Source organism: Winogradskyella rapida, from assembly GCF_042675845.1.
Lineage (GTDB): Bacteria > Bacteroidota > Bacteroidia > Flavobacteriales > Flavobacteriaceae > Winogradskyella > Winogradskyella rapida.
Genome location: NZ_JBHTKM010000063.1, coordinates 1,774,020 through 1,798,551, shown reverse-complemented (window position 1 = coordinate 1,798,551; position 24,532 = coordinate 1,774,020). Strand labels below are relative to the sequence as shown.

General features: G+C 36.0%; 20 protein-coding genes. 10 read left to right on the top strand and 10 right to left on the bottom strand.

Annotation, left to right across the window (positions count from 1 at the left end; translation table 11 throughout):
• Nucleotides 1-136 precede the first annotated feature (136 nt).
• The 6 genes from leuS to ACFQ13_RS15005 all read left to right on the top strand — a co-directional run bounded on the left by leuS (nucleotide 137) and on the right by ACFQ13_RS15005 (nucleotide 7,351).
• Entirely contained in the window at nucleotides 137-2,968 is a 2,832-nt protein-coding gene (leuS, locus tag ACFQ13_RS15030) for a leucine--tRNA ligase (protein WP_386118763.1), read from the top strand.
• Between the two features lie 25 nt (nucleotides 2,969-2,993).
• On the top strand, nucleotides 2,994-3,932 hold the full coding sequence (locus ACFQ13_RS15025) for a hypothetical protein (RefSeq protein ID WP_386118761.1): 939 nt from the start codon (nucleotides 2,994-2,996) through the stop codon (nucleotides 3,930-3,932).
• 4 nt (nucleotides 3,933-3,936) lie between these two features.
• A complete protein-coding gene (gene bamE / locus ACFQ13_RS15020) occupies nucleotides 3,937-4,380 on the top strand; it encodes an outer membrane protein assembly factor BamE domain-containing protein (protein ID WP_386118759.1) in 444 nt (147 codons plus the stop codon).
• Nucleotides 4,381-4,629: 249 nt separating this feature from the next.
• A complete protein-coding gene (gene ald / locus ACFQ13_RS15015; RefSeq protein WP_386118757.1) occupies nucleotides 4,630-5,730 on the top strand; it encodes an alanine dehydrogenase in 1,101 nt (366 codons plus the stop codon).
• 109 nt (nucleotides 5,731-5,839) lie between these two features.
• Nucleotides 5,840-6,535 (top strand): zinc metallopeptidase, encoded by a 696-nt coding sequence (locus ACFQ13_RS15010; RefSeq protein ID WP_386119473.1) that lies wholly within the window; start codon nucleotides 5,840-5,842, stop codon nucleotides 6,533-6,535.
• Nucleotides 6,536-6,646: 111 nt separating this feature from the next.
• Entirely contained in the window at nucleotides 6,647-7,351 is a 705-nt protein-coding gene (locus tag ACFQ13_RS15005) for a Bax inhibitor-1/YccA family protein (RefSeq protein WP_386119471.1), read from the top strand.
• A 63-nt stretch (nucleotides 7,352-7,414) separates the two neighbouring features.
• Here the strand turns inward: ACFQ13_RS15005 and ACFQ13_RS15000 are convergent, their stop codons facing one another.
• A complete protein-coding gene (locus ACFQ13_RS15000) occupies nucleotides 7,415-8,959 on the bottom strand; it encodes an Rne/Rng family ribonuclease (RefSeq protein ID WP_114308316.1) in 1,545 nt (514 codons plus the stop codon).
• A gap of 309 nt (nucleotides 8,960-9,268) precedes the next feature.
• A complete protein-coding gene (locus ACFQ13_RS14995) occupies nucleotides 9,269-9,586 on the bottom strand; it encodes an HU family DNA-binding protein (protein ID WP_256928803.1) in 318 nt (105 codons plus the stop codon).
• A gap of 109 nt (nucleotides 9,587-9,695) precedes the next feature.
• On the opposite strand from ACFQ13_RS14995, the gene mutY reads away from it, so the two are divergent.
• The 4 genes from mutY (at nucleotide 9,696) to gldD (ending at nucleotide 13,168) form a co-directional block, all read left to right on the top strand.
• Nucleotides 9,696-10,736, top strand: coding sequence for an A/G-specific adenine glycosylase (gene mutY / locus ACFQ13_RS14990; RefSeq protein ID WP_386118755.1), 1,041 nt, complete (start codon nucleotides 9,696-9,698; stop codon nucleotides 10,734-10,736).
• A gap of 88 nt (nucleotides 10,737-10,824) precedes the next feature.
• Nucleotides 10,825-11,265 (top strand): single-stranded DNA-binding protein, encoded by a 441-nt coding sequence (locus ACFQ13_RS14985; protein WP_386118753.1) that lies wholly within the window; start codon nucleotides 10,825-10,827, stop codon nucleotides 11,263-11,265.
• A gap of 20 nt (nucleotides 11,266-11,285) precedes the next feature.
• Complete coding sequence (locus tag ACFQ13_RS14980; protein WP_114308313.1) at nucleotides 11,286-12,605, top strand: gliding motility-associated protein GldE; 1,320 nt, start codon at nucleotides 11,286-11,288, stop codon at nucleotides 12,603-12,605.
• Nucleotides 12,602-13,168, top strand: a complete 567-nt coding sequence (gene gldD, locus ACFQ13_RS14975; RefSeq protein ID WP_386118751.1) for a gliding motility lipoprotein GldD — start codon at nucleotides 12,602-12,604, stop codon at nucleotides 13,166-13,168. Before ACFQ13_RS14980 ends, gldD begins: the two co-directional genes overlap by 4 nt.
• A 78-nt stretch (nucleotides 13,169-13,246) precedes the next feature.
• Here the strand turns inward: gldD and ACFQ13_RS14970 are convergent, their stop codons facing one another.
• The 8 genes from ACFQ13_RS14970 to ACFQ13_RS14935 all read right to left on the bottom strand — a co-directional run bounded on the left by ACFQ13_RS14970 (nucleotide 13,247) and on the right by ACFQ13_RS14935 (nucleotide 24,316).
• Nucleotides 13,247-15,856, bottom strand: coding sequence for a TonB-dependent receptor (locus ACFQ13_RS14970; RefSeq protein WP_386118750.1), 2,610 nt, complete (start codon nucleotides 15,854-15,856; stop codon nucleotides 13,247-13,249).
• 158 nt (nucleotides 15,857-16,014) lie between these two features.
• The gene (gene pgi, locus ACFQ13_RS14965) at nucleotides 16,015-17,661 is read right to left on the bottom strand and encodes a glucose-6-phosphate isomerase (RefSeq protein WP_386118748.1); all 1,647 of its coding nucleotides are present in this window, start codon (nucleotides 17,659-17,661) and stop codon (nucleotides 16,015-16,017) included.
• A gap of 8 nt (nucleotides 17,662-17,669) precedes the next feature.
• Entirely contained in the window at nucleotides 17,670-18,980 is a 1,311-nt protein-coding gene (locus ACFQ13_RS14960) for a peptidoglycan DD-metalloendopeptidase family protein (RefSeq protein WP_386118745.1), read from the bottom strand.
• Nucleotides 18,981-18,987: 7 nt separating this feature from the next.
• Nucleotides 18,988-19,920: a tryptophan 2,3-dioxygenase family protein gene (locus ACFQ13_RS14955; protein WP_114308308.1), complete on the bottom strand. Its 933-nt coding sequence runs from the start codon at nucleotides 19,918-19,920 to the stop codon at nucleotides 18,988-18,990.
• A 7-nt stretch (nucleotides 19,921-19,927) separates the two neighbouring features.
• A complete protein-coding gene (locus ACFQ13_RS14950) occupies nucleotides 19,928-20,710 on the bottom strand; it encodes a DUF3108 domain-containing protein (RefSeq protein WP_386118742.1) in 783 nt (260 codons plus the stop codon).
• A 566-nt stretch (nucleotides 20,711-21,276) separates the two neighbouring features.
• The gene (gene hppD / locus ACFQ13_RS14945; protein WP_386118740.1) at nucleotides 21,277-22,437 is read right to left on the bottom strand and encodes a 4-hydroxyphenylpyruvate dioxygenase; all 1,161 of its coding nucleotides are present in this window, start codon (nucleotides 22,435-22,437) and stop codon (nucleotides 21,277-21,279) included.
• A gap of 220 nt (nucleotides 22,438-22,657) precedes the next feature.
• On the bottom strand, nucleotides 22,658-23,134 hold the full coding sequence (locus ACFQ13_RS14940; RefSeq protein WP_386118739.1) for a CCC motif membrane protein: 477 nt from the start codon (nucleotides 23,132-23,134) through the stop codon (nucleotides 22,658-22,660).
• 21 nt (nucleotides 23,135-23,155) lie between these two features.
• Nucleotides 23,156-24,316: a homogentisate 1,2-dioxygenase gene (locus ACFQ13_RS14935; RefSeq protein ID WP_386118738.1), complete on the bottom strand. Its 1,161-nt coding sequence runs from the start codon at nucleotides 24,314-24,316 to the stop codon at nucleotides 23,156-23,158.
• Between the last annotated feature and the right edge of the window lie 216 nt (nucleotides 24,317-24,532).

Below are 24,532 nucleotides of genomic sequence, written 5' to 3'. Positions count from 1 at the left end.
CCTCACTACTTCAATTACAGAAAGCATCTAGTTAATTACGAGGTGCTTTTTCATTTATAATTCCTATGCATTTTAAAATAGGCGGTTTAGAAGGTTATTATTAAATTTGCGCCATTACTACAAGGAAAATAAGACAATGACATACAATTTTAACGACATAGAGAAAAAGTGGCAAAACTATTGGGCAACTCAGCAAACCTTTAAAGCCTCAAACCAAAGCGATAAACCTAAATATTATGTTTTAGACATGTTCCCTTATCCTTCTGGAGCAGGCTTACATGTTGGGCACCCGTTGGGTTATATTGCCAGTGATATCTATGCGCGTTACAAACGTCATAAAGGGTTTAATGTATTGCACCCTCAAGGTTATGATTCATTCGGATTACCTGCAGAACAGTATGCTATTCAAACTGGGCAACATCCGGCAGTCACTACAGAAACTAATATTACCACTTATAGAAGACAACTCGATCAGATTGGATTTTCTTTCGATTGGAGTCGTGAAGTGAGAACCTCAAATCCGGAATATTACAAGTGGACCCAATGGATTTTCATTCAGTTGTTTGAATCTTGGTACAATAACGATACAAATAAAGCGGAAGACATAAAAACCTTAATTTCAAAATTTGAAACTGAAGGTAACACCAATGTAAACGCAGCCTGTGATGATGACATCGCACCTTTTACCGCTGCGGAATGGAATAAGTTCTCTTCGGAAGAACAACAAGACGTTCTTTTAAAATACCGCTTAACGTATTTAGCCGAAACCGAAGTGAATTGGTGTCCTGCTTTAGGAACCGTTTTAGCCAATGACGAAATTGTAAATGGTGTTTCAGAACGTGGTGGACATCCTGTAGTCCGTAAAAAAATGACGCAATGGTCTATGCGTATTTCTGCCTATGCCGAACGTTTATTACAAGGTTTAGAGACTATTGATTGGACCGATTCTTTAAAAGAAAGTCAACGTAACTGGATTGGAAAATCGGTTGGAGCAAGTGTTACTTTTAAGGTTAATGGCTATAACGATCTTATCGATGTCTTTACCACAAGACCAGATACTATTTTCGGCGTGTCTTTTATGACCTTAGCTCCAGAACATGAGTTGGTGTCAAAAATTACTACACCAGAACAAAAAGAAGCCGTTGAAGCTTATATAGAAAAAACAGCAAAACGTAGCGAGCGCGATCGTATGGCCGATGTAAAAACCATTTCTGGTGTGTTTACAGGAGCTTATGCTGAGCACCCGTTTTCTAAAGAACCAATTCCGATCTGGATTGGCGATTATGTACTAGCAAGCTACGGAACAGGAGCAGTAATGGCCGTGCCTTGTGGTGATCAACGTGATTACGATTTTGCAAAGCATTTTGATATTGCCATTCCAAATATCTTTGAAGGTGCTGACATTTCTAAAGAAGCTTACGCCTCTAAAGACAATGTAAAAATTGCGAATAGTGACTTCTTAGATGGCATGAACTATAAAAAAGCCTCTAAACGTGTTATTTTCGAATTAGAAAAATTAGGTCAAGGCGAAGGAAAAACCAATTACCGATTACGTGATGCGGTATTCTCTCGTCAGCGTTATTGGGGAGAGCCTTTCCCTGTATACTACGTAAATGGAATGCCACAAATGATAGATCAGGCCCATTTACCTATCGTTTTACCAGAAGTAGAAAAATACCTACCAACTGAAGAAGGTGAACCGCCTCTAGGACGTGCAGACGTTTGGGCTTGGTGTACAGAAACCAATTCAGTGGTGAGTAATGATAAAATTAATAACACCACTATTCATCCACTAGAACTCAATACCATGCCAGGTTGGGCCGGTAGTTCTTGGTATTTCTTCCGTTATATGGAAGATGCCGCTAATAGAGATGGTGTTTTTGCAAGTGAAGATGCCCTTAAGTATTGGGAAAATGTAGATTTATATATTGGTGGTAGCGAACATGCTACAGGTCACCTACTCTACTCGCGTTTTTGGGTAAAACTTTTAAAAGATCGCGGTTTTGTTAATGTGGAAGAGCCTTTTAAAAAGCTGATTAACCAAGGAATGATATTGGGAACTAGTGCTTTTGTTTATAGAGACGAGAACAACCCTAACTTGTATTATTCACAGGGATTAATTGAAGATAAAAACGTATTGCCTATTCACGTAAAAGTGCAGTATGTTAATGCTTCTGACGAATTAGATATTGAAGGTTTAAAAACGGATGGTGAATTTGGTGAAGACTTTAAAGATGCCGAATTTATTCTTGAAGACGGTGTTTATAAAGTTGGTAGAGACGTTGAAAAAATGTCGAAATCAAAATACAACGTGGTTAATCCTGATAGTATTTGTGCCGATTACGGTGCGGACAGCTTAAGACTTTACGAAATGTTCTTAGGCCCTTTAGAGCAATACAAGCCTTGGAATACCGCAGGAATCACTGGGGTGCATAATTTCCTTAAAAAACTATGGAAACTATACGTTAATGACAATGGTATAAAGGTTAACGATGCTGAGCCAACAAAAGACAACTTAAAAACCCTTCATAAAACTATAAAGAAAGTACAAGAAGATATTGAAAACTTCTCTTTCAATACCTCAGTATCTACTTTTATGATCGCGGTTAATGAACTCAGTGCTCAGAAATGTACAAGTAAAAGCATTTTAGAACCCTTATTGGTTTTAATCTCGCCGTATGCGCCACATATTGCTGAAGAACTATGGAGTCAATTAGGACATAACGCATCCATTTCTACAGCGGCCTTCCCTGAATTTGATGCTAGTCACTTGGTAGAAAGCAGTAAAAAATATCCAATTTCTTTTAATGGTAAAATGCGTTTTACTTTAGAGTTACCAATGGATATGAGCAAGGACGATATTGAAAAAACCGTTATGGCTCATGAAAAAACCATAGCACAATTAGATGGCCGAACACCTAAAAAGGTGATTGTGGTGCCAGGTAAAATTGTAAATATTGTTGGCTAAACTTCTAAAACATATCATCATAACTTTGTTGCCATTTATAGCTTGGTCGCAAAGTTATGTTGGTACTGTTGCTAACTATCCTATTCACTTAGAAATTAACAGTTACCCACAGGAAAATGATAGCACTTCTAGTGAAATAGACGGTTATTATTTTTACGATTCTAAGTTAATTAGCATTCCTATTTCCGGAAAACGCAACAACGAAAATATCACTTTAATTGATGGTTATTTTTATCATCCTGAAAGTGTTGTAGATGCAGATGAGGTCTTTCAACTCACAAAAAAAGGCCATCAACTTATAGGCACTTTACAACTAAAAGAAGACCGTTTTGAGGTGGTTTTAACCGAAACGCAGCAAAATATATTTGAAGATTTTAGAGACCCTAAACTCAACTTTGTAAAAGATAGCGTTGTTAATTACAAAGGAAAACAGTTGGTGTGGTTTCATGAGAACTATTCAAAACTCCCTTTATTTAGATTGGGTAACGGTTTTACCAAAGCACAGCGCGATACATTCAATCCTATTTTGGATGCCATACATCTTGAAGACGCCAAAGACAAATTAAACTGTAATTCTTGGTTCGAAATTTCATACAACATCAACCTTGTCAATACCAACTTTATAAGCTATTTAAAATATTACAGTGTCTATTGTGGTGGCGCCCACCCTTCCCATGGCACTGTTGCTTATACCTTTAATTTAGAAACTTTAAAAGAAGTTAAAGACATTGAGACTTTGTACCCAGATGTTGATTTTTTTCAAACGCTAAAACAGAAATATCAATCTACAGAAAACGACGTACAAGATGAAGAGTGCGAAACTTTTGTTGATGACAGTTATTGGCAGTATAAAACCTGGAGTTTAACACCGGAAGGCGTATTACTTATTCCTAGTTATCCACATGCCATGACCCCATGCGAAGACACTTATTTTCTAAGTTACGCTGAACTTTCTAAAGTGTAAACTAATGCCTATAAACAAACCATCATTAGAAAAATCGGCGCCACAAAAGAAACGAAAAAGCTTAAAAGATTATTTTGATTTCCGTAATAACCAAGTCAATCAAGTTGGTCTTATCTTATTTAGTGCCTTTGTAATCAGTCGTATTTTAATCTATCAATTTAACGAGCGTTTCGATGCACAGCGCTGGCGCACACAGCACGACACTAGAGCAGAAATGGTAGACGATCTAATGGATAGAGAACTCTTTATCGGCGAGAGCAAAGCCTATGTTATTAAAGAGTTAGGAAAACCTATCGCCGCGACTACAGCAAACCCCGATGCCTTTTATTATTATATTGGTTTACTAGATCCTTTTTCCGCAAAAGAATTAAGTGAACTTGTTCTGGTTTTTGAAAATGATAAAGTGGTCAAAATCTACCTGCAACCATGGCATAATCGATCACCATAGACCTTCAAAAAATAGGTTGCCTAGTGCAGAACCTTAAGTCTTGTCCTTTTTCAATTTTAGACCTTCGGCTTAAGAAGTCGCAATAGCATATCGCTTCAAAAAAAAGACCTATTTTTAAAAGTTTTCAATATAAAAGCTTCAAAATAACAATATCATAAAAATTATTTTATCCTGCTTTATGTCCTTGCATAGCTTAGATTTTTGGCGGTACTTTCTTACTGTTTACAAACCTCTAAAGCTGCAAAACAAATGAAAATTGGCATTCCAAAGGAAATCAAAAATAACGAAAACCGCGTTGGTATGACCCCCGCAGGTGTTTTCGAACTTACAAAACACAAGCATACGGTATATGTTCAGAAAGAGGCCGGTTTAGGAAGCGGGTTCTCAGATCTAGATTATATCAATGCCGGTGGTATTATTTTAGACACCATCGTAGATGTCTACTCCTCGAGTGATATGATTGTAAAGGTGAAAGAACCTATAGAAGAAGAGTATCCTCTTATCCAAGCCCACCATGTGGTATTTACTTATTTTCATTTTGCTTCAAGCGAGCCTTTAACAAGAGCTATGCTTAACAGTCAGGCGGTATGTATTGCCTATGAAACTGTAGAAGACAAAGACGGTTCACTGCCTTTATTAACTCCGATGTCTGAAGTTGCAGGTAGAATGGCGGTACAGCAAGGTGCTAAATATTTAGAAAAACCCATTAAAGGCCGTGGTGTTCTTTTAGGTGGAGTTCCCGGAGTTCCACCAGGACGCGTTTTAGTCTTAGGAGCAGGAGTCGTTGGTATCCAAGCGGCAAAAATGGCTGCAGGCCTAGGCGCTCAAGTTACAATTATGGATATTAATATGAAGCAACTCCGTTATGTTAATGACGTAATGCCTAGCCATGTGGTTACCGAATTTTCTAGTGAATACAATATTAGAAAACGCATTAAAGATCACGATTTAATTATAGGTGGCGTCTTAGTACGCGGCGGTATTGCACCAAAATTAATCACTAGAGATATGCTTAAGGATATGCGTCCAGGAACTGTTTTAGTGGATGTAGCCGTAGACCAAGGTGGTTGTATAGAAACCTCTAAACCCACCACACATGAAGATCCGACCTTTATTATTGATGATGTGGTGCATTATTGTGTTGCTAACATGCCCGGAGCTGTTCCTTACACCTCTACATTAGCCTTAACCAATGTAACACTCCCTTATGTTTTACGTTTGGCCAATGAAGGTTGGGAAAAGGCTTGTAAACACGATAAAACCCTTGCTAAAGGGCTTAATATTGTAAACGGAAGAATTGTCTATGAAGAAATAGCTGAAGCCTTTAACTGGTCTATTGATGCGATGTAAAGCTTAAAATCATCCTATACTGACAAAATTTCTTAACTCAAATTTGGCTTATTATTTGCTATTCATTTAGTAAATTTATAAGAATTAAAACTTTTGAATTATGAATGGAATGCTAGGATATTATGTATTAATCGGTGCTATTGGCTTAGTCAGTTGGCTTGTTAGCAACCAATTAAAACAAAAGTTCGCTAAATATTCTAAAGTGCAGCTGCGCAATGGCTTATCGGGCCGAGAAATTGCAGAAAAAATGCTCGCTGATAACGGTATTTATGATGTGGAAGTTATTTCTACACCCGGACAATTAACGGATCATTATAATCCTAAAAATAAAACTGTGAATTTAAGTGAAGCCGTATACAACCAACGCAATGCCGCCGCTGCCGCTGTAGCCGCTCATGAGTGCGGACATGCCGTACAGCACGCTCAAGCTTATAGTGCATTAGGAATGCGATCGGCTTTAGTACCTATAGTTAGTGTGACCTCTGGGATGTCGCAATGGTTAGTTATTGGAGGTTTAGTTTTAGCTGCTGGTGCAGGTATAGGATTAGGCTATTGGATTTCGGTTGCTGGTTTAATATTTATGGGCTTTGCAACCTTATTTAGTTTTATAACCTTGCCTGTAGAATACGATGCGAGTAACCGGGCTTTAGCTTGGTTAAAAACTAAAAACATGCTCACACCAGAAGAATACAGCGGTTCTAAAGATGCCTTAAAATGGGCAGCGAGAACCTATTTAGTTGCTGCTATTGGTGCTTTAGCTTCTTTATTATACTGGGGGCTACAAGTGTTTGGTAGTAGAAATTAAAAAATACAAATGCTTTTAAATAAAAGAGTTCTGAGTAATTGGAACTCTTTTTTATTTGAATACCTTAAGAAATAACATATTTTAGTGGCACTAACCAAATCTAAAGGAAATATGGAAAATCAATACCCAGAAAAACTATTAATTGGCGAGATCCCAGATGTGGAACGCATGGCCTTTTATAAAAAGACCTATGCCCATGTGGCTGCCGGAGTTTTAGTTTTTATACTTTTTGAATACTTACTCTTACAAAGTGAAACCGTTGTAGAATTTATGCTATCTATGACCCAAGGTTATAAGTGGTTAATTATGCTAGGCGGCTTTATGTTAGCTACCAATTACGCCGAGAATATGGCTTTAAAAACGACGGACAAAAGCAAGCAGTATTTAGCTTATGGTATTTATATATTCTTTGAAGCTCTCATCTTTGTTCCTATGCTCTTTATTGCAGCATTCTATATGGAATCTGGACCAGAAATTCTTAACCAAGCAGCGATTGTTACTCTAGCGTTATTTACAGGCTTATCTGCTGTTGTATTATTAACCAAAAAAGATTTCTCCTTCTTAAAAACAGGATTAACGATAGGCTTTTTTATCGCTATAGGTATCATCATTGCCGGAACAATATTTGGATTTAACCTAGGTTTATGGTTTTCAGCAGGTATGTGCTTACTCGCTGGAGGTTCTATTTTATATCAAACCTCTAACTTAGTAAAGAAATATGGTGTGGAAGATTACATCCCTGCCGCTTTAGGGCTGTTTGCATCACTGATGTTATTATTTTGGTATGTACTAAGCATCTTAATGTCTAGAGATTAAGACCTCATGCTATAAAACACAAAAGCCCAACTGAAAATTTCAGTTGGGCTTTTTTAATAGATATTATTTGATTTTGTTACCATCTTTGTCATAAAAATGATATTCAAGATAAGTGTAAGCATCTCTAGGTAAAACTTTTACCCACTTTTTGTGTTCAATAAACCACTTTGAACGTACTGATGGAAACCCTTGGGTTAAAAAGGCTGCTATAAAAGGGTGTGTATTAAGAATCACCTTTTTATGATTTTTTTTGAAAATACGTTGTAGGTCTTGATTAATGCGTTCCACCACTTTAATTGGTGCTTCGATTTCATCACCTCCAATATGGTTCGGATTTTCTTCTTTCGTTTTAATATTGCGTTCTGGCCTAACACGCTGTCTGGTTATTTGCACTAATCCAAACTTACTCGGCGGCAATATTTTATGCTTTGCTTTATCATCTTTCATCTCATCTCTAAGATAATTATAAAGCTTTTTTCTGTTCTCTGCTTTACCCATATCAATAAAATCGATAACAATAATGCCTCCCATATCACGTAAACGCAATTGTCGGGCAATCTCTTGGGCAGAGATCATGTTGACTTCTAAGGCGGTGTCTTCTTGGTTTTTTTCTTTATTAGAACGGTTACCACTGTTCACATCTACAACATGTAATGCTTCAGTGTGTTCAATAACTAAATAGGCGCCTTTAGCCATAGAGACGGTTCTACCGAATGAGGTCTTAATTTGGCGTTCTATACCAAATTTTTCAAAGATTGGGACACCATTCTTATAGTACTTCACTATGGATTCTTTGTTTGGTGCAATTTGTTGCACATAATCTTTTACTTGTACATACATTTCTTCATCGTCTACAACTATAGCAGAGAAAGAATCATTAAAAATATCTCTCAAAATTGAGGATGCTTTGTTCATTTCTCCCAAGACCTTAGTTGGGTGATGTGCTTTGTACAATTTTTTACACATTGCTGTCCATCGATCCAGCAAATTTTGTAAATCACTATCGAGCTCGGCAACTTTCTTGCCTTCTGCTACGGTACGAATAATAACCCCAAATCCCTTTGGTGTGATACTTTTAACAAGCCTTTTTAGGCGGTCTTTTTCTTCTTGCGAATCAATTTTTTGTGAAATTGAAATACGGTTAGAAAAAGGTACCAAGACAATGTATCTTCCGGCAATAGACAATTCTGAACTAATGCGCGGTCCCTTAGTAGAGATCGGTTCTTTTACTACTTGTACTAAAATGGATTGATTAGACTTTATGGCATTTGCAATGGTACCATTTTTGTCTAAATCTTTCTCCATCGGAAAGTCTTTAAGAGAATAATCTCTTAATTTCCCTGTGCTTACACGTTTAATGAATTTTAAAAGCGAAGGCAGTTGCGGTCCTAGATCATGATAGTGTAAAAAACCATCTTTCTCATACCCTACGTTAACAAACGCAGCGTTTAGACCAGGAATAACTTTACGGATTTTGGCAATAAAAATATCACCTACCGCAAAGTTGTTATCCTCTTCGTCTTTGTGTAATTCAATAAGTTTTCCATCTTTTAATAAGGCAAAATCAACAATATCTGAACTCGATCTTACGATTAATTCATTGTTCATAATGTCAATTTAAATCTAACTCTTCATTGAGATAGATGGATGTTACTAAATTATTTGACACAGGATGTAAAATCCAACAAACCTAGAAGGACTCTATTAAATACCTTCTAAATTCTATATCAAAGAACGTTCCTTTAAAACTGAAAAAAGTAGTTATAAAACTACTTTTAACAATTTATTTCTTTTTATGACGATTAGCGCGTCTACGTTTCTTACGCTTATGCGTCGCTACCTTGTGTCTTTTTCTTTTTTTACCACTTGGCATAATAAATAATGCTTTTTAAATTAATATTTTGTTTTAATGCTTTCTTAGTTAACCTCAACATTAGATTTAACACCCTCTAAAAATACTTTAGCTGGCTTAAATGCAGGAATGTTGTGTGCAGGAATTTTTATTGTAGTATTCTTTGAAATATTACGACCTGTTTTTTCAGCTCTTGTCTTAATAATGAAACTTCCGAAACCTCTTAAGTAAACGTTATCTCCACTTTCTAAAGATGTCTTTACTTCTTCCATAAATGTTTCAACAGTGGCTTGAACGTCACCTTTCTCAATACCTAATTTATCAGATATTTTCGCTACCAAATCAGCTTTTGTCATTTTTGTTACTAGTTTTAGGGTTACTATAAATTCTAAGGGATGCAAATATAAGTAATTTAATTTCAATTCATCAAGCGTAATTAATTAAAATTTAACACAATAAACATTTAGCTTTGTTTTTTATTAAAATAGCATAATGAGTTTTCAATCAAAATTAATCCTCTGGTATTCAGACAAAAAGAGAGATCTCCCTTGGAGAGCCACTAATAATCCCTATACCATTTGGCTATCAGAAATCATTTTACAGCAGACCCAAATTAAACAAGGGTTACCCTATTATGAAGAATTTGTTGCAAATTACCCTACTGTTTTTGATCTGGCGGAAGCCTCAGAAACTTCAGTTTTAAAATTATGGCAAGGTTTAGGCTATTATTCTAGAGCCCGAAATTTACACACCACAGCCAAACATATTGCCTATGAGCTTAACGGAAAATTTCCTGATAATTATAAGGACTTATTAAAATTGAAAGGTGTTGGAGATTATACAGCCAGTGCCATTGCTTCAATTGCCTTTAATGAACCGGCTGCCGTGGTAGATGGTAATGTATACCGTGTATTATCGCGCTATTTTGGTATTGATACGCCCATTAATACTTCCGCAGGTATCAAAGAATTTAAAACCTTAGCCAGTTCATTGATTTTAAAAGACCAGCCGGCTACTTATAACCAAGCCTTAATGGAGTTTGGAGCGTTGCAATGTAAACCTAAAAACCCCAACTGTGAAGCTTGCCCCTTAAATGCAAATTGTGCCGCATTACAACACCAACGTGTTGGAGAATTGCCCGTGAAATTGAAAAAGACCAAAATCTCCACCAAATATTTCAACTTTATAGTAGGGATTGATCAGCAACAACAAACTTTTATTGAACAACGGACCCATAAAGGCATTTGGCAAAACCTCTATCAATTCCCGTTAATTGAATCTGATAAAAGTTTAAGTTCAGAAGAGTTTCATAAACTAAAGCTTGAAAATAGCATCTTGGAGAACATTACTTTTGATTACGCCTTATATAATGAGGTTGATGTGATCCATAAATTATCGCACCAACACCTGCATACCAAATTCTGGATTATTGAAACACAAACCCTTCCTGAAGGGGCCATCCCTATAAAATCTCTAAAAAAATACCCCGTTCCGGCGCTTATAAACGACTTTATAACCCAATTCGGGTTTTAGAACCTTAAAGAAATCACATTTTTTTATTACTTTTAATCTCCTAGTTATGCAATTGAGTAACTTTGCAACCTATTAAAAATGAATTATTATGTCTGGAACCTTAAATAAAGTAATGCTGATTGGAAACTTAGGAGACGAAGTAAAAATGCACTATTTTGATGATAAAAATTGTGTAGGCCGTTTTCCTATTGCTACAAGCGAAAGCTATACGAGCAAACAAACCAATGAACGTATTACTAATACGGAGTGGCATAATATAGTGGTTAGAAATAAGGCTGCTGAAATTTGTGAAAAATACCTTTCTAAAGGCGACAAAATATATATTGAAGGTCGTATTAAAACGAGAAAGTGGACGGACGATAAAGGTATGGAGCGTTATTCTACAGAAATACAATGCGACGACTTTACGTTTTTAACCCCCAAGAGTGAGCAATCGCCAAACGCCGCGTCTCAAAAACCAGCATCATCTCAGCCTCAAAGTTCTACGACACCACCTGTAGAATCCGACAATGATGATTTGCCATTTTAATCTTTAAATATCCTATTATCTTGGACCCAGAACCCACGGTTTTAATTTCAACTTTATCTTATACCGATACCTCCTTTATAACAAGTATCATTATCCTTATTATATTACTAACCTGCTCGGCTTTAATCTCTGGAGCAGAAGTGGCTTTATTTTCTCTAACCAAATCTAATTTAGATGAAGGCTTAGAAAATAAATCGCCAGCCATGCAAATTATTGCCGCGCTCTTAGAGCGTCCAAAAAAGTTATTGGCAACCATTTTAGTGGCTAATAATTTTATAAACATCGCTGTGGTATTATTGTTCTCTTATATTGGAGAAACCATTTTTCATGACATTACAAACCCACTTGCAAGGTTTTTATTAGAGGTGGTAACGGCCACGTTTTTAATCTTATTATTTGGAGAAATTATTCCTAAAATTTACGCCAACAGAAACCGCGTAAAGTTCTCCTCATTTATGGCACGCCCCTTAAGCGTCCTAGACGTTATATTTTCGCCTATAAGTTTACCCATGCGTTTTGTAACGCTTCAAATTCATAATAAATTTGGAAAGCAACGCTCTAATCTAAGTGTAGACCAATTATCTCAGGCCTTAGAGCTCACCAATAGTCAAGACACCACACAAGAAGAACAAAAACTACTTCAGGGTATTGTCTCTTTTGGAAATACCGATACCAAGCAAGTTATGCGTCCTAGGATGGATTTGTTTGCCTTGAGAATAGATACACCTTATGAAACCATTATTGCTGAAATTATAGCGAATGGCTATTCTAGAATTCCGGTGTACGAAGAAAGTATTGACACTATTATTGGCGTTTTATACGTTAAAGATTTACTACCACATTTAAATAAAAAGACCTTTGATTGGACTACCATTTTAAGAGCCCCTTTCTTTGTCCCAGAAAACAAGAAATTGGATGATTTAATGGTGGAATTTCAGACTAAAAAAGTCCACCTTGCCGTTGTAGTCGATGAGTATGGTGGTACTTCTGGCTTGGTATCTTTAGAAGATATTATTGAAGAAATTGTTGGTGATATTAGCGATGAATATGACGATGACGATCTTATTTACACCAAACTGAACAATAACAATTATAGTTTTGAAGGCAAAACGCCTTTAAAAGATGTATACAAAATTGTAGGCATTGAAGCTGATGCCGAACTTTTTGAAGCTCAGAAAGGCGAGGCAGAAACCCTTGCGGGCTTTGTTTTAGAAATTTCCGGAGGATTTCCGAGAGTAGGAAGTAAAATAAATTTCAAAAATTATGTGTTTACTATTGAAGCTTTAGAACGCAAACGTATTAAACAAATTAAACTCACCTTATTAGACAGACAAGCATGAAACGCATAGCCCTACCCATATTAAGTTTATTGTTATTAGGTTGCGGTAATGATCCTTTACCTAAACCTAAAGGCTATTTAAGACTGGAATACCCTAAGGCCGTCTACAAAAAGGCTGTGATTCCCTTACCGTTTTCTTTTGAAAAAAATAAACTATCAGAACCTATAAAAACCGTAAAGTCAACAGCAACAACACACGGCATAGATGTAAAATATCCGTCCTTAAATGCTACAATATATCTGACCTATAAAGAGGTTCATAACAATTTAGATAGTTTATTGCGCGATGCCCAAAACCTAACGCAAAAGCACACAATAAAGGCTGATGAGATAAGCCAAGGGGAATTTATAAATGCTGAAAACAGGGCCTATGGTATGTTATATGAAATTGGAGGGGATGCCGCATCTCAATCCCAGTTTTACGTTACAGACAGTACAACACACTTTTTAAGTGGGTCTTTATACTTCTATGCTAAACCCAACTACGACTCTATTTATCCGGCTGCAGAATATTTAAAAAAGGATATAAAGCGCATTATGGAAACCGTGCGTTGGAAGGAATAATAAAGGCAAAAATAAAAACAGGATATAATAAAAAAGGCAGCTCTAAGAGCTGCCTTTTTCTATTCAAACTTTGAAGAATTAAAACTTGTAACGGATACCGAAGTTCCAAGTTCTTAAGTTTCCAAAATACACTTGGTTGTCTTGGTTAAGACCCATGTATGTTGCATCTCCCGCTTCTGCTTGGTAAGCAGTACTAGACTGAGAAATGTACTCTTCGTTTAATAAGTTGTTTACATTAAATCTGAAGCTAATAGAGTTCATTTTATCTTGACCTACTAACATTTTGTAAGATAAACCTAAATCCATAACACCAAAGCTAGGTAATTCTAAGTTCTCTTTCACAGCTCCTACATCTGCATATAAGTTATCGTTATATCTGTAATCTGCATCGATAGAAAAACGCTCAACAATTTCATAGTTTACTCCTAAACCAATTGTTGTTTGTGCAGCACCACCTACTTCACCACCATCAACATCTTCTGTTTCTACAGAAAGTGTTTCAAGAGCTTCGTTTCTAATTGTAGTTTGTGCATCTCCTTTATATTTCCAGTTACCAACAGAAGCAAAACCGTTAATTCTAAGCGCATCGAAAGGTCTGTATGCTAAAGTAAGTTCAGCACCTGAGTGTAATTGCTCTACACCTTCGTTTGTTCTATAAAATAATTCGTTAGTATCAGAATCAGTAAATGAAGAAGATTCTACACGATCTTTCCAAGATGTTCTGTATAAATCTAAAGAAGCTGAGAAGTTAGAAGTACTAATAGTATATCCTGCTTCTAAACCAAGTATTTTCTCGTTTTCAGTTAACGGGTTAACTTCGTTTGTGTAGTTTAAGTAAATATTATCATGGTAAGGCTGACGTGAATAGTACCCAGCATTTACATAAAATTTACTGTTTTCAGTAACGGCATAACTACCACCAGCTTTAACGTTGTAACCTGTATTGTTTATCGTTTCAGATTCTTCGTTAGCTTCATCATAGTTAAATCTATCCCATCTTACGTGACTTTGGTTAGAAACTGCTCCTTGGAAGAATGCAGAAACTTTTTCTGAAGCATATTCTAACTGACCGAAGATACCACCATAGTTGATACGCTCATCGTAATCGTAATCAATTCTATCATCTTCATCAGCAAAGTTAAATACTGTAGACCAAGGATTAATACTATAAGTATTAGAAACAATATAACCATCAGGATACTGAGCGCTAGTTTGCCCTTCATCAAATCCATTTAAGCCTAATAAATCTACTAATTGTCTAAAGTGAGTTCCTTTATAAGTACGTAAATCACCACCTACATTTAAAGTAAGGTTATCTGTTAATTCAGTTTCGTAGTTAGTTACTAAACCGTACCAAGCGTGGTTATTCATAGAAGCTCTAATTGCAGAACCTGTATAAGTATTACCATTACCTATTCCACCTTCAACACTATTATTGTAATCAACTACAGCATCCCAGTTTATAAGACCATTCTCAGTAACACCACCATCAATATAAGTATTACCATTACCATAACTACCGGTACCACCACCGCGGCCCCATGATGCGTAAACTACAGTAGATAAGCTAGATTTATCGCTAATTGTCCAGTCCCAGTTTAAGTTAGCAACTGGCTTGTGGTAAAAGTTTGTTCTTAAACTAAGGTATTCCCCATTACGGTAACCGTAGTTATAGTTGTATTTCTTTCCATACTCTAAATAATCAGAAATAGACTTTCTATAGTTTTGATCGTGCGATTGTGGCGCACCTGTAATTAAGAAGTTTAAGAAATGAGAATCGTTAATTTTTTGACCAAAAGAAAGAAAATAAGTTTGTCCTTCACCTTTAGTACCTAAATTGTATCCATCACCTTGCCAGTGAGATAACATTACTGTAGCACCAAAACCTTTTTCGTTTAAACCAGTACTATAACCAGCAGCTGTTTTTAAATAGTTGTTGTAACCTGTAGTTACAGCAGCAAAACCACCTTCTCTTTTATCTGTTGACTTTGTTACAAAGTTAACGGTACCACCTACAGAAGAAATTGCTAATTTAGAAGAACCTAAACCTCTTTGAATTTGAACTGCGTTTGCAATATCAGAAACACCAGACCAGTTAGACCAGTACATCTTACCATCTTCCATACCATTAATTGGTTGTCCATTTAATAAGAAAGCCGTGTTATCTTGATCAAATCCACGAACACGAATGTTAGAATCACCAAAACCACTTTCTTGACCTGAAACATAAACTGAAGGCGTGTTTACTAAAGTTGTAGTCACGTCACCAGCTCCAATTTTTTGTTGAATCTCTGAAGCTTTAATCGTAGATACAGCAACAGGAGTTTCTCTATCAGAAGCTAAATCAATAAGACCACCTCCAATAACAACAACCTCATCTAAACTATTATCTGGCGATAAAGTGATGTTACCTACATCTGTATTTCCGCTAAATGGAATTGTTACAGAATTGAAACCTACGTAAGAAATTACAATTTCTCCGGAGTTAGCATCGGTTGTGATAGAAAAAGTTCCTTCAAAATCAGTTGTTACACCTGTAGAAGTTCCTTTAACTAAAACATTAGCTCCTGGTAAAGGAGAATTCATTTCACTATCAAGCACTTTACCTTTGATAGTGGTTTGAGCATACATCACCGTACTAAATAATGTCAGAACAGCAACACATAAAATTTGATTAAATTTTTTCATAAAATTTAAGTTAATTGGTTTTTTTTCAGCGCAAAATTACGCAATACAATAGCTAAAACATTAAGTTAATGTTAACAATTAAGTGCTGCGAAGATAAATATTGAATTCCTAACTTTTATGCACGCATAGCTAAAATTTTAAAAACTTTTTAACAATTTTTAACAGTTCTTCTTAAAAAAGGCCACTAAACTTTCTGTTGACGCATCATGATTAGCCTTAATATCATCTTCTTCAAGCTCTTTTAGTATCGATTTTGCCAATTGTTTTCCTAATTCAACGCCAAATTGATCGTAACTGTATACATTCCAAAGGATACCTTGTACGAAAATTTTATGCTCATACATGGCTATTAATTTTCCTAAACTCTCTGGTGTTAATTTTTGAATTAGTAACGAAGTTGTCGGTTTATTCCCATCAAATATTTTAAATGGCGCTAAGGTTTTAATAGCCTCTTCAGACAAAGTACTGCCTTCAAACTCGGCTAAAACTTCAGCTTCTGTTTTACCATTCATTAAGGCTTCTGTTTGTGCAAAATAATTTGACATCAATTTATTATGATGGTCTTTATTACCGTATAAGGATTCTACGTAACCAATAAAATCTGTAGGAATAAGTTTGGTTCCTTGGTGTATCAATTGAAAAAAGGCGTGTTGCGAATTGGTTCCTGGCTCACCCCAAATTAGAGTTCCCGTTTGGTAGTTAACCTTCTGGCCGTCTCTATCTACACTTTTACCATTACTCTCCATGATACCTTGTTGCAAATAGGTTGCAAACTGGTTTAAATATTGTGTGTAAGGGATAATAGCCTCACTTTCTGCTTGAAAGAAATTATTGTACCACACGGTTAATAAAGCCGCAATTACTGGAATGTTCTCATTAAAATCGGCCGTTTTAAAATGGGTATCCATTTTATGCGCCCCGTCTAATAGACTTTCAAAATGCTTGTAGCCTAAAGCTAAACTAATTGATAAGCCCACAGCACTCCAAAGTGAAAAACGTCCACCAACCCAATCCTTCATTGGGAAGATATTTTCTTCAGCAATACCAAAGCCTTTTACACTTTCTATATTTGTAGATACCGCAACAAAATGTTTTGCTACAGCCTCTTGTGGTAAAGACTTTAAGAACCAAGCTCTAATAGAATTCGCATTAGACAAGGTTTCTTGCGTTGTAAATGTCTTAGATACAATTACAAAAAGGGTCGTTTCCGGATTTAGATTTTTAATGACCTCTTGGTAGTGATCACCATCTACATTACTTACAAAATGTGTTTCTAATTGATTTTTATAGTATTGTAAAGAATCTACAACCATGGCCGGTCCTAAATCTGAACCTCCAATACCGATATTAACCACATCGGTTATTGCTTTACCGGTATGTCCTTTATGATCGCCATTAACCACAGCATTTGTAAAGGTTTCTATTTTACGTTTTACCTCGTGAATTCCCGGTATTACATTTTCACCATCTACAAAAACTTCTGCATCTTCAGGAGCTCTTAATGCGGTATGCAATACAGCTCTCCCTTCTGTAGCGTTAATAATATCGCCTTCAAAATATTTAGAAATCGCATCTTTTAAATCGAGCTCATTTGCTAATTCTACTAAAAGGTCTACTGTTTCTGTAGTGATTCTATTTTTTGAAAAGTCAGCATAAAAATCCTCCCACTTTACTGTAAGATCATCAGCCCTTTTAGCATCTGCACTAAATAAATCTTTTAAATGTGTAGATTTTATCGTTTCAAAGTGTGCTTGTAATTTCTCCCAAGCTTTAGTTGTTGTCGGGTTGCTTGCTTTTAATGCCATAATTTTAATTATAAAATTGGATCTTCAGTTATAGTGGTTTGTGTTTCTTTAGGCGTTGCCTCTAAGAAATGGATATTATCAAGTTGTTGTTTAATAGGTTTAATATACTCTAGATATTTCACCTTTAAACTATCAGAAATAGGTTCTGCTTCGGGTAATTTTTCTTTAAACGGATCTACCTGTTTGCCGTTTTTCCAAAAACGATAACAGACGTGTGGTCCTCCAGTGTTTCCTGTCATTCCTACCCATCCTATTATATCGCCTTGTTTTACAAATTCGCCTTTTTTTACATTTTGGGCTTTCATGTGTAAGTACTGGGTACTGTAAGTGGCATTATGCCTTATTTTTACAAATTTACCATTCCCACCACGTCTTGTAGACTCTATAACGGTTCCGTTAGCCGTAGCCATAATTGGTGTTCCTATAGGTGCAGCAAAATCAGTCCCTTTATGAGGACGCACTTTATAACCATACACCGCAATACGACGCTTTAGGTTGTAGCGCGACGATATTCTACTAAACTGTACAGGAGCTTTTAAGAAAGCACGACGTAGATTTTTAGCATCTTCATTAAAATAATCTACAATCCCTTTTATAGAATCACTTTCAAACTGAAACGCATAAAGGGAATCGCCATTATGCTCAAAGTAAGCGGCTTTTACATCTTTAATTCCGGCATAAATTGTATCATCAATATACTTATCGGTATAGATCACTTTAAAACGATCGCCTTTTTGTAAACGTCTAAAATCTATGGTCCAAGCATAAATATCATCGGCCATTTTATGAGCGAGACGTTGGCTAAGTCCTTTTTCTTCAAGCGTATTAGAAATACTACTTTCTATAACGCCTGTTGCTGTTTTTTCTACGTAAGTAATGGGTTTTCTATCGGTATAGGCATGAATAGAATCTTTTAATCCGATAACCACATATTCTTCTTGTGTGTTTTGATACACGAAAGTCTCTGGACTTGGAAGACTGTCCTTCTGAGATTCTTTAGTATAAAGAAAAGTATAGGGTCTACCCGGGTGTAGTTTTCTAATATCGAAGGTATCTTTAGTGGCTTCAGCAATTTCAAAAATAGCAGGATACCCAATATTATGACGTTGTAAAATTTCACCAAAACTATCACCAGATTTTATGGTATCTCGTTTAACGACGTAATTATTAAGATCGAAACCAAATTCTAAAATTTTTTCCTCTTCAACCTGTTTTGCTTGTTCTTTCTCGTATGCTAGTTCTGCAGACTTATCGTCTTCTTTACACGACCATAAACTTAGTGCTATGAGAACTATTGCTAGACTACTTCTTAAATGCATTAACTAATTATAAATTATTTCCCCAATTTTCTACTTCTTCTTCACTCCATAATTCCGGAAAGAAAATACGCTTCTGATATTTTGGATGCATGTATTTTTTCCAATCACTTCCTCCTGTAGCTTCACCATCTCCAATACCACTATCTATATAATGTTTAGCGGCGTTGTAGTGTGCCATAACCCAAGAGATATTCACCGTATAATCATAATGACGCATCGCTTTTATAAGCTCTTCATTTTTCTGATCCTTTTCTGGCAGCTCTTTAAAACGTGTCCAAAGATTCTTAGTGTTATAGGTTTCCATAAACCTTAAAAACTCATCTTTATAACGTTTTTCAAAATTAACCAAAAGTGTGGATTTTTTCCCTGTTTTATGGTCTTTTCCTGCGGCCTGCCAATATAAATGCTCAAAAGCGTGAGTAAAAGGGGTTTCCCTGTCAATATCTTTTCTAAATCTATAATCAATAAGATTAATTAACTCTGTAGAGGCAAACTCTATAAGTCTATATTGCGCACTTTGAAATCCACTAGCTGGCGTCAGTGTATACCTAAATTTCATATACTGCTCTACATCCATACCTTCTCTCATAATATTGAAGGAGGTGGAAAGCATATCGAAATAGCGGCTTACACGCATCAGTTTAGACTCAAAAAACGTGACATCTAAATCTTCCTTTTCTGCCACCTGAGCAATTTCCCACAAGATCATTTTAAAAAGTAACTCGTTAATTTGATGGTAGGAAATAAACACCATCTCATCGGGAAGTGTTGTGCGCTGTATTTGCAGATTTAACAAGGCATCGGTTTGGATATAATCCCAATACGTAATGGGTTTACTATAAAGAAGACCATATAAATGGTCGTCTGTATCTTGGTCTATTTTTTCGTACTTATCTTCAAGCGCCTTTACGATAGCATCGTAGTTGTTTTGCTTTGACATATATTAATTATTCTTTGTAAATGATTTCAAACGGATATTTTAATCCTTTAAATCCTATAAGATCTGCTCGTAATGAACCGACGGCTAAATCGGCTTTTATTTTTAATGGAATTTTATTTTTATCGGCACTCACCCACAAGGTTAAACTCTCTTCTTCTTTAAACACACGTCCTGCCATAACATAAGGCCTAAATTTTATGGTTTTCACCTTACCAAATTCGGTCTTAATAATTTCTCTTCCTAAATATTTTAATTTAAATCCATAGTTTTCTTCATCAAAAAACATATTAGTTTTTATTTCATCGCCTTCTTTTAAAGCGGAAATATCAATTTTATTCCTCAGGTAATAGTACATAGAAACCATATCCTGAACATTCTCTTCCGTAGTAATGGTAATAATCTCGTTTCTCTTATGGTTTTTTACTTGTGCTTTTTTAGACTCGTGATCAAAGTTAATCTCTATGTCTTTAGTATGCCCACCTTCGTCTATTTTCCGAATAAATTTATAAGGCGCTCCGGTTACTTTATCAAAATAGGTTTCGTAGCGGTCTTTTACTTTAAAAAACCACTTGATAGCTCCGGTAGTCCATCCTTTACCCACAACGTGGTACACAGGCTTCCCTCTTAAACTGGTTTCTTTAACCGATAAGGTTGCGTTTCCGGCTTTTAAAAACCCACTGTAATTCATTTCAAACTTAAACCACTCGCCATCTTGAAACGCCGAAGGTTTTTCGGCATTAGAAGCCTGAAATCCGACTAAAAAAAATATAATGGTCAATACATGTTTCATGTGTTCTCTCTATTTCTATTTACAGTCACATAGGCGTTCTACAAACATTATCTATCCGCTTGTCTCGATTTTATTTACGAAGACAACTTCCTATAGATTGTAAATATAATTAATGTGATGCATTTAATACGTTACAAGAATCACAAATACAAATTCTATTCCAAAGGTACTTCATCCGTGAAATACAATTTAAAGCAAAAGTTAATCGTCCGCATTTTATAGATAGAAGTTTTAAAGTGATTCTCCTTGAGCTTACAGAAAGAGATTCCTCTTTCCTGAAACCAATTCAAAAGCGGACTCATTAGATATCCTCTCAAGATCAAATGGCCTGATAAAACATGAATAACACTGTGAGACATATAGGCTGAGTAGACTGAAATGTTAGGTATTAATTCAAAAAAAAAGCGCGTTTAGCAGTGATGAGCCAAACGCGCTTATAATTTAAAATATTCCGCCGTAATCTAACTTGAACTCTACAGTTCTAGGCGGAACAAAAACAGGATAGTTTTTTTTAGATCCCGAATTTATGATCCTTCGATTAACACATTATTAGTGTTGTGTTCGTTTTACAAGGTCCCTCGCTTCTCTTGCTCTCTTTCTATAGATTCAAACAAAGCTTTAAAGTTACCAGCACCAAAACCACGGGCTCCCATGCGCTGAATAATTTCAAAAAACAAGGTTGGTCTATCTTCTACTGGTTTGGTGAAAATTTGAAGTAAATAGCCTTCCTCATCGGCATCGATCATAATCCCTAAACTTTTAAGTTTTTCAATATCTTCTCTAAGTTCGTGGCTATGCTCTTCTAAACGCCCCGGAACAGCGCGGTAATAAGCTTCAGGTGGTGTAGATAAAAACTCAACACCTCTAGATTTTAATTGTGATACGGTTGTAATAATATCATCGGTTGCAACAGCAATATGCTGTACGCCCGCACCTTCATAAAAATCTAAATACTCTTCAATTTGAGAACGTTTAGCCGCTTCTGCTGGCTCGTTAATTGGAAATTTAATGCGGCCATTTCCGTTACTCATCACTTTACTCATTAAAGCGGAATACTCCGTATGGATCTGTTTGTCATCAAAAGATAAAAAGTTAACAAAGCCCATAACATCTTCGTACCATTTTACCCATGTATTCATTTCACCCCAACCGACATTACCTACCATATGGTCAATGTATTTTAAACCGGTTGGCTCCGGATTGTAATCACTTTTCCACTCCACAAAGCCTGGCAGAAATGTGCCTGAATAGTTTTTTCGCTCTACAAACATATGAACCGTTTCACCGTAGGTATAAATTCCTGCTCTAACAACCTCACCAAATTCATCTGTTTCTACAGTAGGCTCCATAAAAGATTTGGCACCACGTTTTGTAGTTTCCTCGTAAGATTTACGCGCATCCTCTACCCATAGCGCTACAACTTTTACGCCATCGCCATGTTTTACAATATGCTTATTAATTTCAGATTTACTGTTTAAAGGCGTAGTCAGTACCAAGCGAATTTTATCTTGTTTTAAGACGTAACTCACCGAATCTTTAGAGCCGGTCTCTAAACCTTTATAAGCGTAAGATTGAAAGCCGAATGCGGTTTTATAAAAGTGTGCAGCTTGCTTTGCATTACCCACATAAAACTCCACATAATCCGTACCTAAGAGCGGAAGGAAGTCTTGTGCGCCATCAAAAATTTTCTCTAAACTGTAATTTACGTTTTCTATTTCTTTTGCCATGTTGTTTCATTTAGAATCGGGAAATTAGAAATACTCTAAAAGGACCTAAAGCCTGCGTTTCATTACGCATTGCGCTCGCCTCACTTATAACTGATTTCTCGATTTTTTTTGTTGATTATTGTTGTGTTATTTAGTTTAATTGTTTGTTGTACCACATCCTTAAAAAGACAAATTGCCAACCAATATTGTGCAATTTAGACCTGGTCCATTTCCTTAAGTGCTACTGCACACTATCTAAAGATGTAGCCTCAACATCATCTTCAATATCATAGACCTCATCTTCCCATGACCCGGTATCCTCTGGCTCTATGGTAGTTTCATATTCAGACTCATAATAATACTCTTCAGATTCAAAATCACCATGTTCCAAACCGTCTAAAATAGCTGAAGAAATTACGGTTCCGTAAAATACTAACGCAATAATTCCCACGAGAACGACAACCCCATTAAGGACAAGCGCAATTATATTTATAATTTTTGCCGTGTTAACGTTATTTCTTGATTGTGGATCATAAACCTCAGGATTTTCGCCAAACGCCCGTAAACTTTTATTGGCAACCACCAACCCAATTATAGACATGATTAGTGGAATAATGGCGGTAACACCATAACAGCAGCAGCCTGCAATTCCCATAACTAAAGCTAAGATCCCTAATACAAGAGACAGTGGATCTGCAGGTAATTTATTTTGATTCATGTATTACTATTTTCTTATTATTTAATGTTCTAACCAAGATTTAAAGTAATCTTCATCTGCAATTTTTAAAGCCTCTTCAGTCACCTTTAAGGGTTTAAAGGTATCTACCATAACCGCTAATTCTTCGGTTTTAGTTTTCCCTATACTTTTCTCCATAGTTCCAGGATGTGGACCATGCGGAATACCTGCAGGATGTAAGGATATATGGCCTGCCGCTATATCATTGCGACTCATGAAATCACCATCTACGTAATATAACACCTCATCACTATCTATATTACTGTGGTTGTAAGGTGCAGGAACTGCAATTGGGTGATAATCATACAAACGTGGTACAAAACTGCATACTACAAATGCATCGGTCTCAAAAGTTTGGTGTACTGGTGGCGGCTGATGCACACGACCTGTTATGGGTTCGAAATCATGAATGGAAAAGGCATACGGATAATTATAACCATCGTAACCTACCACATCAAAAGGATGTGAGGCGTAAACCATATCAAAAATTTCGTCTTGCTTTTTTATTTTGATTAGAAAATCACCCGACTCATTGTAGGTTTCTAGTTCGTATGGCTGACGTAAATCGCGCTCACAAAACGGCGAATGCTCTAATAATTGCCCAAAATAATTACGGTAACGTTTTGGCGTGTAAATTGGTCTGCGGGATTCTACGATAAATAAGCGGTTATCTTCGGTATCAAAATCGAGTTTATAAATAACACCTCTTGGCACTAATAGATAATCACCGTATTTAAAATCTAAATTTCCAAGATGCGTTCTTAATTTCCCTGTGCCTTTATGAATGAAAATTAATTCATCGGCATCGGTATTTTTATAAAAATAGTCTTTAGTTGATTGTTTTGGTGCTGCTAAGATGATATTACAATCGCTATTGGTGAGTACAATTTTACGACTCTCTAAATAGTCATTTTCTGGTGGTACTTGAAAGCCCCTAAATCGATACGATTGCATATTGTTTTCCTTAGCAATTTTAGGCGCAACAGTGTATTGTTTTTTAATTTCCTTGACTTGCGTTGGGCGTTGCTCATGGTAACTATTAGTAGACATGCCGTCAAAACCAATAGTCCCGAACAATTGCTCGTAATAAAAATCGCCATTTGGTTTTTTAAACTGTGTATGGCGTTTTAGTGGAATTTTCCCTAATTTATGATAGAATGGCATCTTTTGAGTGGTTTTAAATATTATAAAGCCCTTTTGACTGCGCTCAAGGTGACACTTTATTTGCAATTTTAAAGGTACGAAATTTGTAAAGATTCCTGCTTTACTGAAATATATTCAGCACTCGCTGCAGGTATACGGCGTGTTTATTCTGGATTCCTTTTAATGAGGAAATGAAGATGCAATTTTATGTTAGCCCAGAATGGTGTCATGTATTTA

Bases quoted from the DNA above. Each gene is read 5' to 3' on its own strand.
- pgi (WP_386118748.1), bottom strand. From the start codon at position 17,661: ATGGCATTAAAAGCAAGCAACCCGACAACAACTAAAGCTTGGGAGAAA.
- ACFQ13_RS14940 (WP_386118739.1), bottom strand. From the start codon at position 23,134: ATGAATCAAAATAAATTACCTGCAGATCCACTGTCTCTTGTATTAGGG.
- ACFQ13_RS15000 (WP_114308316.1), bottom strand. From the start codon at position 8,959: ATGAACAATGAATTAATCGTAAGATCGAGTTCAGATATTGTTGATTTT.
- hppD (WP_386118740.1), bottom strand. From the start codon at position 22,437: ATGGCAAAAGAAATAGAAAACGTAAATTACAGTTTAGAGAAAATTTTT.
- leuS (WP_386118763.1), top strand. From the start codon at position 137: ATGACATACAATTTTAACGACATAGAGAAAAAGTGGCAAAACTATTGG.
- bamE (WP_386118759.1), top strand. From the start codon at position 3,937: ATGCCTATAAACAAACCATCATTAGAAAAATCGGCGCCACAAAAGAAA.
- ACFQ13_RS14955 (WP_114308308.1), bottom strand. From the start codon at position 19,920: ATGTCAAAGCAAAACAACTACGATGCTATCGTAAAGGCGCTTGAAGAT.
- ACFQ13_RS14950 (WP_386118742.1), bottom strand. From the start codon at position 20,710: ATGAAACATGTATTGACCATTATATTTTTTTTAGTCGGATTTCAGGCT.
- ACFQ13_RS14960 (WP_386118745.1), bottom strand. From the start codon at position 18,980: ATGCATTTAAGAAGTAGTCTAGCAATAGTTCTCATAGCACTAAGTTTA.
- mutY (WP_386118755.1), top strand. From the start codon at position 9,696: ATGAGTTTTCAATCAAAATTAATCCTCTGGTATTCAGACAAAAAGAGA.
- gldD (WP_386118751.1), top strand. From the start codon at position 12,602: ATGAAACGCATAGCCCTACCCATATTAAGTTTATTGTTATTAGGTTGC.
- ACFQ13_RS15010 (WP_386119473.1), top strand. From the start codon at position 5,840: ATGCTAGGATATTATGTATTAATCGGTGCTATTGGCTTAGTCAGTTGG.
- ACFQ13_RS14935 (WP_386118738.1), bottom strand. From the start codon at position 24,316: ATGCCATTCTATCATAAATTAGGGAAAATTCCACTAAAACGCCATACA.
- ald (WP_386118757.1), top strand. From the start codon at position 4,630: ATGAAAATTGGCATTCCAAAGGAAATCAAAAATAACGAAAACCGCGTT.
- ACFQ13_RS14970 (WP_386118750.1), bottom strand. From the start codon at position 15,856: ATGAAAAAATTTAATCAAATTTTATGTGTTGCTGTTCTGACATTATTT.
- ACFQ13_RS15005 (WP_386119471.1), top strand. From the start codon at position 6,647: ATGGAAAATCAATACCCAGAAAAACTATTAATTGGCGAGATCCCAGAT.
- ACFQ13_RS14985 (WP_386118753.1), top strand. From the start codon at position 10,825: ATGTCTGGAACCTTAAATAAAGTAATGCTGATTGGAAACTTAGGAGAC.